Here is a 13,879-nt window from a genome sequence, read left to right as displayed (position 1 = left end):
TCGCACCGGCGGGGGCGTCTCCCTGTGTGCGGGCATCCCGCGGTGGGCCGCGGGCTCCTAGACCATCGTCGAGCCGATGGCCGTGGAGCCGGTCGTCAGGAACGTCGTCGCGGGCAGGGACCCGTCCGCCCGCCGGGCTCCGTACACGCCGGACGCGTCCGTCGACCTGAAGGGCGGGGTGGCGACGCCGCTGTCCCAGGTGTTGCCGGCGGAGACCGTGGCGGCGCCGAGCCGCGCGGGGCCGGCCTTGTCGCCGACGGCGAGGTTTCCGCCGAGCCGGGCCTTGCCGGTGGCGAAGGAGAAGCCGTTCCGGGCGTTGGCGTGTGCGGAGTTGCGGTTCAGGGCGATGGCGGCGGTGTTGGAGTCGCCGGTGAAGCCGTGCCGCCTGTTGTCCCAGGCCGCGTTGCCGTTGACGACGTGCGCGGCGGACACGCCACCGCCGCCCAGCTCGAAGCCGTCGCCGTCGCCCTCGAAGGCCGTGTCCTTCCAGCGGTTCTCGCCGTTGCCGAAGGCCCAGGAGTGCTCGATGGTGACCGGCGAGGAGAACTGCCACAGGTCGAGGCCGTCGTCGGAGTTGTCGTACAGCCGGGCTCCGGTGATCCGGTTGCCGGTGCCTGAGCCGAACTTGACCGCGATGCCGTCGGCGTTCCGGCCGTGACCGGCCGGGTCGTAGTTTCCGTGGCTGTCCAGGTTCTGCACGAGGTTGCCGATGGTGCCGTCGCCGCGCAGGGTGAAGCCGGAGTCGCCGTTGTCCGCGGTGACCAGGTTCCTGAAGATCCCGCCGACGGAGGACGTGGCGACGAAGCCCTGGGCCGGGGAGTTGACGAAGGCGAGGTCCTGGACGGTCCAGTGGTCGCCGTGGATGTCGGCCAGCCAGGAACCCGCGGGCAGCTCGGATCCGTCGATCCGCACGTTCTCGCCGCGGTACGCCCGCAGGGTGATGGGTGCGGAACCGGTGCCGTTCGCGGTGGATCCGAGGGTGGCGGCCGGGTGGTAGGTGCCGCCGCGCACCTGGATCACGGTGCCGGCGGTGGCGTTCTTCACGGCCTTCTCGAGCTGGGCGGTGGTGGAGACGGTGACCGTCGTCGAGGCGGCCCGGGCGCCGCCGGTCGACAGCCCGAGATAGACGCCGCCGGCCCCCGCGGCACAGGCCACGGCAGCGGCGATGGAGAGCGTGCGGGTCCTGCGGTGGCGTCCGGTGCTCGGTAGCACGGAGCGTTCCTTTCCTGGAGGGCCGGGGACGGAAACGGTCCGGAGGGGCCCGCTCCGGCGCGTTTCCGTCCACCAGTCGCCACCGTGCCGCAAAGGGTTGCCGCCGTCCCGTCTGCCGGGGACACCGGCGTTCCGAAAGTTTCGGAACCACCGGCCTCACGCTCACCCGTTGACGCCCTGCGTCCCTCCGGTGAAACTCCGAGGACCGTTATCCAACAGAATCCCCCACACTCCGACAGGAAGTGTCATGCGCTCCCGCATCGCCCGCACGCTCCTGCTTCCCTTCCTGGCCCTGACCGGCCTGCTCCTGACCCTCCTCACGGCGCCGCCCAGCACCGCAGACCCCGGAGCACCACCCGTGAAGCACAGCAAGTACGCCGGCTACCTCTTCGCCTACTTCACCGGCGAGGGCACCGCCGACGGCGAGCAGATCCGCTACGCCCTCAGCCGCGGCAACGACCCGCTGCACTGGCGTGAACTGAACGCCGGCAAGCCGGTGCTGACGTCCACGATCGGCGAGAAGGGCCTGCGCGACCCGTTCGTCATCCGCTCCCCCGAGGGCGACAAGTTCTACCTGATCGCCACCGACCTGCGGATGTACCGGAACTCCAGCGGCAGCTGGGACCAGGTGCAACGACACGGCAGCAAGTCGATCATGGTGTGGGAGTCCACCGACCTGGTCCACTGGACCGACCAGCGCCTGGTGAAGGTCTCCCCGGACAGCGCGGGCAACACCTGGGCCCCGGAGGCCTACTGGGACGACGAGCTCGGAGCCTACGTCGTCTTCTGGGCGTCGAAGCTGTACGCCGACGACGACCCGGACCACAAGGGCAACACCTACAACAAGATGCTGTACGCGACCACCCAGGACTTCCGCACCTTCAGCGAGCCGAAGGTCTGGAACGACCCGGGGTATTCGGTGATCGACTCCACGGTCGTGAAGTACAAGGACGAGTACTACCGCTACACCAAGGACGAGCGGGACCCGAGCTCCTCCAGCCCCTGCTCGAAGTTCGTCACCGGTGAGAAGTCCACCTCCCTGACCTCGACGAGGTACGACTTCGTGGCCGACTGCATCGGCAAGGCAGCGATGGACCGCGGCGAGGGCCCGACGGTGTTCAAGTCGAACACCGAGAAGAAGTGGTACCTGTTCATCGACGAGTACGGCGGCCGCGGCTACATCCCCTTCGAGACCACCGACCTCGCCTCCGGCAAGTGGACCCCCTCGGAGAACTACCAGCTCCCGGTGAGCCCCCGGCACGGCACGGTCCTGCCGGTGACGCAGAAGGAGTACGACCGCCTGCTGGCTGCCTACCCGGCCACGCCCACCTCGGTCGTGGACGCGACGGCGAAGCACCAGAAGGGCTACTCGATCGTCACGGACAGCGCCTCGAAGGTCGTCCTGCCCATGGAGCCGGACGCCGATCCGCGGGGCCTCGCCCCGAAGCTGTGGGTCGGTGAGGGCGCGAAGCTCAGCCCGAAGTCCGGGACCCGCCGCGACTTCCGCAAGCCGCAGAAGTACACGGTCACCGCCGCCGACGGCACCAGGCGCACGTGGACGGTCGAGGCGGTCCGCACCCGCAGCCCGATCCTGCCCGGCCTGAACGCCGACCCCGACGTGCAGTACCTGAACGGCCGGTACTGGATCTACCCGACGACGGACGGCTTCCAGGGCTGGAGCGGCACCAAGTTCAAGGCGTACTCGTCGAAGGATCTGGTCCACTGGAAGGACCACGGCGTCATCCTCGACCTCGGGCCGGACGTGAGCTGGGCCGACAAGAACGCCTGGGCCCCCGCCATCGCCGAGCGGAACGGTAAGTACTACTTCTACTACTGCGCCGAGCAGCAGATCGGTGTGGCGGTGGCGGATTCCCCCGCCGGCCCCTTCAAGGACGCGCTCGGCAAGCCGCTGGTCGCCAAGGGCGGGTCGCTGAAGGGCCAGATGATCGACCCGGCGGTCTTCACCGACGACGACGGCCAGGCCTACCTGTACTGGGGCAACGGCCGTGGGTACGTGGTACCGCTGAACGACGACATGGTGTCGTACGACGCGTCGAAGGTGCAGGACATCACCCCCGACAACTTCCGCGAGGGCTCCTTCGTGATCAAGCGGAAGGGCACGTACTACTTCATGTGGTCGGAGGACGACACCCGCAGCGAGAACTACCACGTGGCGTACGCGACGGGGCCGTCCCCGCTCGGCCCGTGGACCAAGCGCGGGACGATCCTCGAGAAGCGGCCCGAGTACGGCATCCTCGGCACCGGCCACCACTCGGTGGTGAACGCCCCGGGCACCGACGACTGGTACGCCGTCTACCACCGCTTCGCCCTCAACGGTCCCGGCAGGCCGGGCGGCGACGGCATGCACCGGGAGACGACCATCGACCGCATGGAGTTCGCGGCCGACGGCGGCATCAAGCCGGTGGTGCCGACCCTGGAGGGGATCAAGCCGGTACGACGGTGACTCCCACAGGACGTCGTCGAACCGGCTGACGACCTCGTCCTGCATCGCGTGGGTGAAGACGTGGCCGAGCTCCGGCCACGTCTTCATCCGTAGCCGCTCCTCGGCGTGGAGCGAGCGCCAGACGGCACGCAGCTTGTCGTACGCGACCCGCACGCCCCCCCGGCCGGGAACAGCGGGTCGAGGCCTCCGTGGAAGAACGGCATCGGCCGGGGTGCGGCGATGCTCGCCACGTCGGGGATGTCGAGGTGCCGGGCGAGGCCGGGGTGGAGCATGTAGTACGCCGACTGCCCGCGCAGCGTGTTGTTGCCGGGCACCAACATCTCCTTCAGGCCGGTCATCCAGCAGACGCTCGCCGCGGCCGCGACGTGGTCGCTGAGGGCGGCGGTCTGCCAGACCCGGTAGGCGCCCACGGAGAAGCCGACGGCCGCGACCCGCCCGGCGTCCACCCGGTCGAGCCCGGCCGGGAAGGCGGCGGCCCGCTCGTCCTCCCGGGCCATCAGCCCCGGCGAGCGAGGAGCCGAGGTGGTAGAGGTTGGACGCCAAGGCCTGCTGCTGCTCGTAGGCGAAGGGCCCGCGGTCGCCCCAGCCGAGCGGGTCCAGACACAGCACCACATGACAGCGCCGGGCCAGTTCGTCACCGACGAACCGCCCGCTGAAGTAGGTACCGCCCACGCGCGGGCGGACGCGAGCCGCGTGCCGTCGTACCAGGGCCGGACGAGTTTCTCCTTCCCGATGTCGAACCCGGCGCCGTGATCGTGCAGGAGCAGCACGGCGGGGAAGGCGTGCGAGGACATGCGGCTGCCCCTTCGCGGTGCGGCTCGTGCGGGTGGTGGTCCCGGGGTGGCCGGGCCGGGCGCACCTCGTGGCGTGCGCCCGGCCCGGCCGGTTTCTCGGGGGCGTCAGCAGATGCGGCCGGCGCCCGCGCGGTGGTCGACGATGCCGGGGACGGCCTTCGGCGGGTCGACCTTGGTCCGCAGGGCCGGCGTCCAGCCGGCGCCCGACCGGAGGATCTCGCCGGGGATCTCCGCGTTGTGCACGGCGATCAGGTCGGTCAGCTTGCCGTTGACGTGGTTGTTCGTGGCGGTGACCGGCGAATCCGTCCACTTCTTCAGGATCTTCGCCGGGCTGACCGTGCTCGGCAGCGTGAAGGCGTTGTGCTCGGCGACGAGCTGGGACTCCTTGCCGATGCCGAAGCTGTAGACGTAGTCCTGGCCGGCCACGTAGTGGTTGTTGTACGAGTCGACCTGCCCGAAGCGGACGCGCGGCGCGCGCTCGACCAGGTTGCGGAACAGGTTGTGGTGCAGCGTCACCTTGAGCTTGCCCCGGTCGCCCACGGCCGTCGACTCGCTGTCGCTGTTGCCGATCATGAGCGTCTTGTCGTGGTCGGCGAACACATTCCACGAGGCGGTGACGTAGTTGGATCCCCGGACGATGTCCAGCTCGCCGTCGTGCTGTTGGTACAGGGTGCCGAAGTACGTCGGGGCCTTGCTGTCGGGGTGGCTGCCGTCGGTGAAGGTGTTGTGGTCCATCCAGACGTGGGTGGAGCCGTAGACGACGGCGGTGTCGTACTCGGAGTTCCAGGCGCCCGTGGAGGTGTCGGTCGGGTCCCACTGCGGGAAGCAGTCGAGGGGGCTCTCGAGGGTGAGGTTGCGGACGATGACGTTGTCGACGCCCTTGATCTGGAGGCTGGCGCCCTTGAAGCCCGCGTTCTTCCCGACCCCGATGATGGTGGTGTTGGCGGGCACGTTGGCCTTGATGGCCTGGTCCTGATGGTCGGCGGAGGCGCGGCGCAGCCCCTCCGGGCTGTCGGCGGGCTCGCCGCTCAGGTCCTGGTCCAGTCCCCACGTCTCGGGCGCGTACTTCTCCAGGTAGGCGTCGAAGTCGTACCCGGGCGCGGCGAAGGCGTCGCAGCCCTCGGAGACCGCGTCGATGGTCCCCTTCACCTTGATGATCTTCGGTGCGCCGCCCCCCGCGGCGAGGGCGGCCTTGAACTGGGCCCAGGTGGTCACGGTGTACACGTGCTCGGCGTCGGCGGCGGCACCGCCGGTGGTCCCGGTGCCGTGGGACCCCCATCCATCCTTCGCCCCGAGCGTCTGCCGGGCGGGATCGCGGGAGTCGGCCTGAGCGGCGGCGGTGCCGGTGAGGGACAGCACCAGCGCGGTGCAGCCGGCGAGCGCGGCAACTCTCTTGATTATGGCATGCCCATGCCATATGCGTGCCTGCATGGCGCGGTTCTCCTTTTCCGGGGACGGGGTGTTACGCGGTGGCCTTCGGCCAGGTGATCCAGGACTCGGGGATCGTCTCGTCCAGCCGGCGCACCTCGCTCGGCGCGAGCACCCGCGTACGCAGCAACTCCCGCGCGACGAGCCGCGCCACGGCGATCGCGCCGGGCGGATTGAAGTGCGTGTTGTCCTGCTCGGTCGCGGTCCAGTTGAAGTACTTCTTCGTCTCCTCGACGCCCAGCCGCTGCCACAGCGCGATCGACAGCGCCTGGATGTCGAGCAGTGTCACCTGTTCCTCCTCGGCCAGCGCCCGCATCGCCGCCGGGTAGTCGCCGTGCGTCGGCACGGCCTTGCCGGTCGCGTCGAACTTGCGCCGCTCGACGGACGTGGCGAGCACGGGCCGCGCGCCACGCTCCCGGGCTCCGTCGATGTACATCCGCAGATGGTCCTGGTAAGTCGTCCAGGGCTCTGTGTACCGGGCGGGATCGCTCCCCTTCTCGTCGTTGTGACCGAACTGGATGAGCAGGAAGTCGCCCGGCTTGATCTGCCGGAGGATGACGCCGAGCCGTCCTTCATCGACGAAGCTCTTGGAACTACGTCCGTTGACCGCGTGATTGGCGACCGGCCGATCCTTGTGGAGGAAGAAGGGAAGCGCCATTCCCCACCCGGTTTCGGGTGCCGCGTCGGCGTACTTGCGGGCGGCGGTGGAGTCACCGGCGATGTAGAGGGTCCGGGTGCGGCGGCCGGCGGCCTGCGCGCTACCGGCCGCGGCGAAGGTGAGAGGAACGGCGGCGGCAGCGGCCGCGGTGACTTGTCTACGACTCAAGGACACGACAGACCTTTCGTTCAGCGGGCCCTCAGGGGCGCGGGGGTGTGGTGCCTGCGTACACGGCTCCGCCGCGTGTGCGCGGCCGGCCCGGGACGGCCCGCGGGGCCTGCACACCGCAGGCCGTCCCAGGGCGGGACACGGGGCCTGCACACCGCAGGCCGTCCCAGGGCGGGACACGGGGCCTGCATACCGCAGGCCGTCCCAGGGCGGGACACGGCAGCGTCAGCCCTTCTGCTGGTCCCACTCCGCCTGGGCCTCGTTCAGCTGATCGGCCATCTTGTCCAGGAACTCCTTGGCGCTCATGTCACCGAGCAGGACCTTCTGGAAGGCGGGCTCGTTGTCGGCCTTGGAGATGCTGTTCCAGTCCGGCAGGTAGTACGGCAGCTGGACGATGGTGGTGGAGCCGTCATTGAGAGCCCCGGCGGCGAGCTTGGTCGGCTCGGCCTCGGAGATCCAGGCGTCCTTGGCCGCGTCCGTGTGGGACGGGATGGCGCCGGCCGACTCGTTCCACTTGGAGTTGGACTCGTGCGAGGCGGCGAACTCGATGAACTTCCAGGCGGCCTCCTTGTTCTTGGAGCTCTTGAACAGGCCGAGACCGTCGACCGGGTTGGAGACCTGGACGCGCTTGCCGCCGGGGCCGGTGGGCTGCGGGATACCGCGGAACTTGTCCGGGCCGAGCGCCTTCACATGGTCCTGGTAGGAGCCCAGGTTGTGGTTGAGCATCCCGATCGTGCCGGAGTCCCACTGCGCGACCATCTTGGTGAAGTCGTTGTTGAGGTCGGCGGCCGGCGTGTACTTCTTGTACAGGCCGGCGTACTTCTGCAGCGCCTCGACGTTCTTCGGGTCGTTGACCGTGGTCTTCTTGCCGCCGGCGTCCCAGAAGGACGTGATGCCGGACTGCCCGTACATCGCGTCCAGCGCCTGTGCGATGGAGCCCGCGCCGCCGCGGATGGTGTAGCCGAACTCGTTCTTCTTGGCGTCGGTGAGCTTCTCGGCGGCCTCGTAGAACTTCTCCCAGGTGGTGGGCGCGTCCAGGCCCGCCTTCCGGAACAGGTCGGTGCGGTAGTAGAGGGTGCCGTTGTTCGCCGAGGTCGGGATCGAGTACAGCGCCTCCCCGCCACCGGCGGACTTCAGCGACTGGACCATGCCCTCGTTGAGCTTGCCCTTGAGCGGGGACTTGCCGAGTCGGCCGTCCAGGGGATCCAGCGCGTTCTGGGCGGCGAACCCGGCGGCCATCGCCGCGCCGACACCGCCGACGTCCGGCAGGCCGCCGCCCTGGATGGCGGTGTCGACCTTGGACTGGTACTCGGTGGCGGCGATACCGACGTACTCGACCTTGATGGACGGGTTCGCCTTCTCGAAGTCGGCGATGATCTGCTTCCAGATGTCCGTGCGGACACCACCGTTGTTGTCCCAGAAGACGATCTTGCCCTTGCCGCTGCCCTCTGCCCCCTTGTCGCCACCGGCGCCGCTGCCGTCGTCACCGCAGGCGGTCGCGGTCAGGGCGAGAACGGAGCCCAGGGCGACGGCCGTGGCCACGCGCCTGCTTGTGCGGATGCTGCTCTTCATTGGTCGGCTCTCTCTTCTGGATCAAAACGGAGATGTGACGTCGTGGGGGTCAGTGGCGGGTGTGGGGCGCCCAGTTGTCGCTGCCCTCGAGGTAGGCGGTGACGGTGTGCGTCCGCGCGTCCTCGTCGCTCATCTGCGGCCGGTCCTGGGTGACAGCGGCTCCCGGTCCGTAGTTCCGGTACTCCGTGAAGCGCGCGTCCTTCCACGAGAACCCGCTCATGTCGGTCCACGGCGAGGACTTGATCGCGGCGGGCAGCCAGGTGTCGCGGATCAGCACCTGGGCCACCGCGTTCGGCTCGCCGCCCGGGTGCCAGGGCCGGCCGAGGTGGAAGCTCCCGGCCGGCGCGTCGCTCACGATCCTCGAGCGGGTGATCAGGAACCCGTACGGGTTGTCCTTCCACGTCGAAGCGGCCGTGATGTAGCCGTTGTTGGTCGTGGACCCCCGGGTGAGCGCCTTGATCACGGATCGCTCGATCACGGTCGTCGCCCGCCCGTAGACGAAGTCGACGTCGCCCTCGATGTACGAGTCGCGGACGTACACCCGGCTGATCACGTTCAGCTTGGGGCTGTCGGTCATCAGGGTGTCCTGGTTCCCCAGGAAGGCGGTGTTCTCGAAGACGATCCGGTCGCCGGTCGTCTTCATGGCCAGGGCCTGTTCGCCCTTCAGCTCGACCGCGGCCTCGTCGAAGTCGTTGCTGAAGGTGAGGTTGCGCGCGGTGACGTCGTTCGCTGCGATGCGCACGGTGGCGCTGCCCGTGGAACCGCCGTACTCGGCGGGCGTGTCGTGGACGATGACGGTGTCGGAGCGGTCGTGTCCGGTCCCCCGGAGCAGGATCCTCGGCTTGGTCGCCGGGATGAACACCTTCTCCCGGTAGGTGCCCGGCGCGATCGCGATCGTCACCGGCACGTCGTTGCCCTCGGGCACGGCGTCCACGGCGGCCTGCACGGTCGGGTAGGCGCCCGGGACGTCGAGGGTCACACCGATCCGGCGCTGCGGACCGGAGAATCTCTTCACCAGGGCGGGGACGGCGGCGGCCCGATCGAGCCGGTAGTCGTAGAAGTCCCGCGGGTCGAAGGCGGCACCCCACTCGTCGGTCCGCCCGCTCGTCTTCCTCAGGATCGACCCCCGCTCCACCAACTCGGCGGTGGAGTCGGCCTGGTAGGGATGCTGCACCCTGTCGTAGTAACCGTTCTCGATGACCATCTTGCTGCGGCCCCGGGACCAGTTCCCGTACGTCCACACGGGGTCCCCATCGGCCACCTGTGCGGAGATGTAGTTGTTGTAGAGGTGCGCGTAGGCGCAGTTGTCCGCCGAGGGATTGCGCTGCTTCGTGCCCGTGAACCAGTTGTGGTCGATGGTGATCTGCGTCTGGACGTCGGTCGTCCAGCCGATCCCGAACGCCTTGTTGTGGTTGCTGAACTGGTTGTAGGAGACGGTCACGTACTGGCTGTCCTTGCGGATGTCGAGCAGCCCGTCGCCCATGCGGGTGAAGCGGTTGTGGTCGATCCAGACGTGGTGGACGGCGTCCATCTGGATGGCGTCGAAGTCGGTGGTCTTGCCGTCCCAGTCGCCCTCGACGTAGGAGTCGCGGATCGTCAGATTGCGGATGATGACGTTGTGGGTGCCGGGATCGAGGTGCAGTTCGCCGTGGACGATCTCACCGGTGTCGCCGACGCCGATGATCGTCTTGTTCGAGGTGACGACGATGTCCGAGCCGAAGGGCTGGACGGCGACCGTCCCCGCCACCCGGATGACGTAGGGCTCCTCGGCGGCCGCGTACTTCGCCAGCGAGGCCTGGTCGGTGACCGTGACGACCTTGCCGCCGGCACCTCCCGTGGTGCCTCCGGCCAGCGAGGCGAAGCCGTGGGCCTGGTCGGTCCAGCGGGCGGCCGCCGGTGCGGACATCTCGGCGGGGGCGGGTTCGGCGGCCCTCGCCTCCCCGGTCGCGCCCAGTCCCAGGGCGGCGACCAGGCCCGCGACGGCGGCCAGGGCGACACCGGGTCTGGGCAAGCGCTTGCTATGGAGGTGCGTCATTGCGGCTCCCAACAGGCGTGGTGGGCGTGCGGATGCGGTGGGTTACAGGTCGGTGATCCGGAAGTGCGTGAACGTGGCGGCGCCCGCGTGTCCCGGCCCGACGGGCGCGAGGGCGAAGAGGCCGAGCAGGGCGCCGACCCAGCGCCAGGGGGTGGCGGCGAAGACGGGACCCGACGGGCACGGACCGTCGCCGAGGTCGTAGGAGAAGCGGCAGCGGGCCCCGGCGCCGATCTCGACGCGGAGCCTGACGCGTCCCCCGGGCGCGAGGCGCGGATGGGCCGCGTCGCGCTCCCGCTCGGCGGCCCCCTCCGCGAACCGGTGCACGAGGTGGACCGTGCCGTCGGCCCCGCGCTGGAGACCGATCCAGCTGAACGCGTCCCCCAGGACGGCGAGCCCGGCCCGCGCCCCCGGCTCCTCACTGTGCAGGCGCAGCTCCACCTCAACGGCGGACGGGACGCCGGGCAGCCTCTGGGTGAGGAGGTTCGGGAGTGCACGCAGGTCGTGCGTGTCGACCGAGCGCACGCAGGTGAGCCGCAGGCCGTCACCGGAGTGCTGGGTGGCCCAGCCCTCGCCCGGGTTGGCCGTCCACTGCCACTGGCGGCCGTACCGTCCGCCGGGGAAGTCGTCGTCCGTGGCGGGCGCTGCGGGCGGCTGCGGTGGCAGGGCCGGGCGGCGGTGTTCGGCGACGGGGGCGCCGTCGTCCCCGAGTACCGGCCAGTGGTCCGGGCCCCAGCGCATCGGCTGGAGGTGCACGACCCGGCCGTAGGCGCCGCGCTGCTGGAAGTGCAGGAACCAGTCCTCACCGGACGGGGTGCGCACCCAGCCGCCCTGGTGGGGGCCGTTGACGCCGGTGTCCTTCTGCTCCAGGACGATCCTCTCCTCGTACGGCCCGAAGAAGCCGCGCGAGCGGAAGGCGCCCTGCCAGCCGGTCTCCACACCACCGGCGGGGGCGAAAATCCAGAACCAGCCGTCGTGCCGGTAGAGCTTGGGCCCTTCGAGGGTGAACCAGCCGGGTATGCGGTCCCCGTCGACGATCACCTTGCCCTCGTCGAGGAGTTCGGTGCCGTCGGGACGCATCCTGTGCCCGGTGAGGCGGTTCTTGACGCCGGAGCGTGACTTGGCCCAGGCGTGGACCAGGTAGGCCTCTCCGGTCTCCTCGTCCCAGAGGGGGCAGGGGTCGATCAAACCCCGGCCGGCCTTCACCAGGTGCGGGCGGGTCCAGGGGCCCCTGATCCGTGGGGCGTTGACCTGGAAGATGCCGTGGTCGGGGTCGCCCCAGAAGATCCAGAAGCGTTCGTCGTGATACCTGAGGGAGGGGGCCCAGACCCCGCAGTCGTGCCGGGGCTTCTCGAACGCGGCGGCCGGTTCCAGTCGTTCGAGCGCGTGGCCGACCAGGGTCCAGTTGACGAGGTCCCGGGAGTGCAGCAGCGGCAGACCGGGGGCGCGGCCGAAGCTGGAGGCGGTCAGGTAGAAGTCGTCGCCGACGCGCACGACGTCCGGGTCGGACCAGTCGGCGTCCAGGATCGGGTTGCGGTAGGTCTCGGAGGTCACGGGCTCACCGCCTTGCGGACGAGGGCCGCTGCCGTGTCCCGGTCGAGACGGCCGTCGGCGACGACGGTGACCACCCGGCGCACCACGGTCCCGCCCGGCGGGATCGGCACCCGCTCGTCGCAGGCCAGGGAGGAGCCGACGCCCGGGTACTCCTCGGTGCGCACGAACCACGGGTCGGTGCGTTCGGTGGCGCCGGCGAAGACCAGCGTCCAGGTGCCGCCCCGCAGGGCCAGCCAGTCGGCGGGGCGGCCGTGGACGTTCTCCTCGCCCTCGGTCCCGGCCGTGAAAACCTCCGGCGCCGAGGACTCCTTGCGGGCCCGCCAGAAGAACCCGCCGTAGGCCGCGCCCGGGCGCCCATTGGTCGCGGGGCTGCCGACGGACAGCGGGCCCCCGGTGACGTTGGTGAGGGAGAAGGTGAGGTCCAGCGCCCAGGCCCGTTCGGTGAGTTCGGTGGCCGCGACCGTACGGCGCTCGCGCAACAGCTCGCCGCCGGCGGCCACCCAGCGCAGCTCCTCCACGAAGCCGTCCGGGTCGCGCAGCTGGAACGCGATGTGCCGCTGCGCGCCGTGGTTGTCGAGCTCGGTCGGGCCCTGGTCGCGGACGTAGGTGCGTCCGCCCCAGAAGTTGAACCCCTCGACGTCGGGAACGGCGACACCGACGCCGAGGTGGTGTGCGTGGTCGGCCGGGCCGACTTCGGTCACGGCCGTGCCGGCCAGGGTGGTGACGGGGTGCAGATACGGTCGCGGGGAGAGCCGGGCCGGCAGCTCGGGCCGGGTGACGTACCGCCCGACCGGCCGGCCCGCGACGCGCAGGACCGCGGTGTCGTTGCTGGTCATCGGGTGCTCACCTCGTTCGACAGGTGCGCCCAGGGGGCGCCGAGCTCGGAGTAGAGGGAGAGGGTGTCGGCGGCGGCCGCGACGAGTCCGTCGATGCCCGGCACGACACGGCGCCTCTCGCCGGGGACGCGGTGCCAGACGGTGTCCGGCAGCGGCACCGGGTCGGGGGCCGTGCGGATGGCCTCCACGACCTTCATGAAGGCGCCGGTCTCGTCCGGCGGGACCAGCAGGTCCGCGCCGGTGGTGAGGTGGTCGACGAGGTTCTCCAGCAGATCGGTGCGGCCGTGCTCGGACTCCTCCGGGCCGTGTCCCGCGCGCTGGAGCAGCACGCGGTCCTGCTTGTACCAGAAGGTGATCCGGCCGCTGCTGCCGTGCACCAGCACGTACGGCTCGTCCGCCTGCTCGGCACACAGGGTCGCGGCGACGGTGACCGGGTGGCCCTGTGCCGTGGTGACGCGGACGCAGGAGGTGTCGTCGGACTCGATGGCGTTGGCCCGCAGCAGCTCGGTCTCGATGCCGGTGACGTCCTCGGCGCGGGTCGTGCCCCCCAGGGCGAGGGCGGTGGCGACGGCGTGGGCGAGGGGGTTGGTCAGCGCCCCGTCGATCACGTCGACGCCGTTCAGCCGCCGCTTGCCCGCCCAGGGCGCCCGCCGGAAGTAATCCTCGTCGCGCACCCAGGCACCGGCCCCGCCGAGCCCGGCCAGCTGCCCGATCGCACCCTCCGCCACCAGCTCGCGGACGGCGGGCAGGGCGTGCGAGCCCAGGGACTGGAAGCCGATCTGGCAGACGACACCGGCCGCGGCGACCCCGTCGGCCATGCGGCGGAACTCGGCGTAGGAAGGGGCGGGCGGTTTCTCCAGGAGGAGGTGCACGCCCCGCCCGGCCGCCGTGAGCGCGAGGTCGGTGTGGGTGGGGATCGGTGTGCAGATCACCGCGAGCCGGGCGCCGGTGGCGTCCAGCAGGGCACCGAAGTCGGCGGACTGCTCGGGGCTGCCCAGGTCGCCGAGCTCCTCCTCGGTCAGCGCAGTCAGCTCGCACACTCCGGCGAGCCGGACGATGCCCTTGCGCTGGAGGCGGCGGATGTTCTCGATGTGCCAGCGGCCGTGACCGCGGGCTCCGGCGAGGACGACGGGCAGGGGTGTGCTCAGGCGATCGCTCATG

Annotated in this window: 9 protein-coding genes and 1 pseudogene; 1 reads left to right on the top strand and 9 read right to left on the bottom strand. The window is 70.4% G+C overall.

Annotated elements, in window-relative coordinates; translation table 11 throughout:
• Nucleotides 1–57 precede the first annotated feature (57 nt).
• A complete protein-coding gene (locus tag ACIQHQ_RS06095; protein WP_402610500.1) occupies nucleotides 58–1,212 on the bottom strand; it encodes a pectate lyase in 1,155 nt (384 codons plus the stop codon).
• A 247-nt stretch (nucleotides 1,213–1,459) separates the two neighbouring features.
• On the opposite strand from ACIQHQ_RS06095, the gene ACIQHQ_RS06090 reads away from it, so the two are divergent.
• Nucleotides 1,460–3,676, top strand: a complete 2,217-nt coding sequence (locus ACIQHQ_RS06090; RefSeq protein ID WP_402610499.1) for a family 43 glycosylhydrolase — start codon at nucleotides 1,460–1,462, stop codon at nucleotides 3,674–3,676.
• A gap of 6 nt (nucleotides 3,677–3,682) precedes the next feature.
• Here the strand turns inward: ACIQHQ_RS06090 and ACIQHQ_RS06085 are convergent.
• From ACIQHQ_RS06085 to ACIQHQ_RS06050, 8 genes and pseudogenes are all read right to left on the bottom strand, one after another.
• Nucleotides 3,683–4,455 (bottom strand): annotated as a pseudogene (locus ACIQHQ_RS06085) (dienelactone hydrolase family protein); the annotation flags it as partial.
• Nucleotides 4,456–4,575: 120 nt separating this feature from the next.
• Nucleotides 4,576–5,901 (bottom strand): polysaccharide lyase family 1 protein, encoded by a 1,326-nt coding sequence (locus tag ACIQHQ_RS06080; RefSeq protein WP_402610498.1) that lies wholly within the window; start codon nucleotides 5,899–5,901, stop codon nucleotides 4,576–4,578.
• Between the two features lie 31 nt (nucleotides 5,902–5,932).
• Complete coding sequence (locus ACIQHQ_RS06075) at nucleotides 5,933–6,730, bottom strand: rhamnogalacturonan acetylesterase (RefSeq protein ID WP_402610497.1); 798 nt, start codon at nucleotides 6,728–6,730, stop codon at nucleotides 5,933–5,935.
• Between the two features lie 219 nt (nucleotides 6,731–6,949).
• Nucleotides 6,950–8,296: an ABC transporter substrate-binding protein gene (locus ACIQHQ_RS06070; RefSeq protein WP_402610496.1), complete on the bottom strand. Its 1,347-nt coding sequence runs from the start codon at nucleotides 8,294–8,296 to the stop codon at nucleotides 6,950–6,952.
• A 49-nt stretch (nucleotides 8,297–8,345) separates the two neighbouring features.
• Nucleotides 8,346–10,331, bottom strand: a complete 1,986-nt coding sequence (locus ACIQHQ_RS06065; protein WP_402610495.1) for a pectinesterase family protein — start codon at nucleotides 10,329–10,331, stop codon at nucleotides 8,346–8,348.
• Nucleotides 10,332–10,373: 42 nt separating this feature from the next.
• Entirely contained in the window at nucleotides 10,374–11,882 is a 1,509-nt protein-coding gene (locus ACIQHQ_RS06060; protein WP_402610494.1) for a family 43 glycosylhydrolase, read from the bottom strand.
• The gene (locus ACIQHQ_RS06055) at nucleotides 11,879–12,718 is read right to left on the bottom strand and encodes a PmoA family protein (protein WP_402610493.1); all 840 of its coding nucleotides are present in this window, start codon (nucleotides 12,716–12,718) and stop codon (nucleotides 11,879–11,881) included. Before ACIQHQ_RS06055 ends, ACIQHQ_RS06060 begins: the two co-directional genes overlap by 4 nt.
• Complete coding sequence (locus ACIQHQ_RS06050; RefSeq protein ID WP_402610492.1) at nucleotides 12,715–13,878, bottom strand: Gfo/Idh/MocA family protein; 1,164 nt, start codon at nucleotides 13,876–13,878, stop codon at nucleotides 12,715–12,717. Before ACIQHQ_RS06050 ends, ACIQHQ_RS06055 begins: the two co-directional genes overlap by 4 nt.
• Nucleotide 13,879 lies beyond the last annotated feature (1 nt).

The organism is Streptomyces sp. NPDC092370, from assembly GCF_044755265.1.
In the GTDB taxonomy this organism is placed as follows: Bacteria; Actinomycetota; Actinomycetes; order Streptomycetales; family Streptomycetaceae; genus Streptomyces.
The sequence above is the reverse complement of the archived record's forward strand: the minus strand, read 5'-3'. Positions and strand labels throughout refer to the sequence as shown.

Coding starts and splice junctions, on each gene's coding strand:
- ACIQHQ_RS06065 (WP_402610495.1), bottom strand. CDS start 10,331: ATGACGCACCTCCATAGCAAGCGCTTGCCCAGACCCGGTGTCGCCCTG.
- ACIQHQ_RS06050 (WP_402610492.1), bottom strand. CDS start 13,878: ATGAGCGATCGCCTGAGCACACCCCTGCCCGTCGTCCTCGCCGGAGCC.
- ACIQHQ_RS06055 (WP_402610493.1), bottom strand. CDS start 12,718: ATGACCAGCAACGACACCGCGGTCCTGCGCGTCGCGGGCCGGCCGGTC.
- ACIQHQ_RS06070 (WP_402610496.1), bottom strand. CDS start 8,296: ATGAAGAGCAGCATCCGCACAAGCAGGCGCGTGGCCACGGCCGTCGCC.
- ACIQHQ_RS06080 (WP_402610498.1), bottom strand. CDS start 5,901: ATGCAGGCACGCATATGGCATGGGCATGCCATAATCAAGAGAGTTGCC.
- ACIQHQ_RS06090 (WP_402610499.1), top strand. CDS start 1,460: ATGCGCTCCCGCATCGCCCGCACGCTCCTGCTTCCCTTCCTGGCCCTG.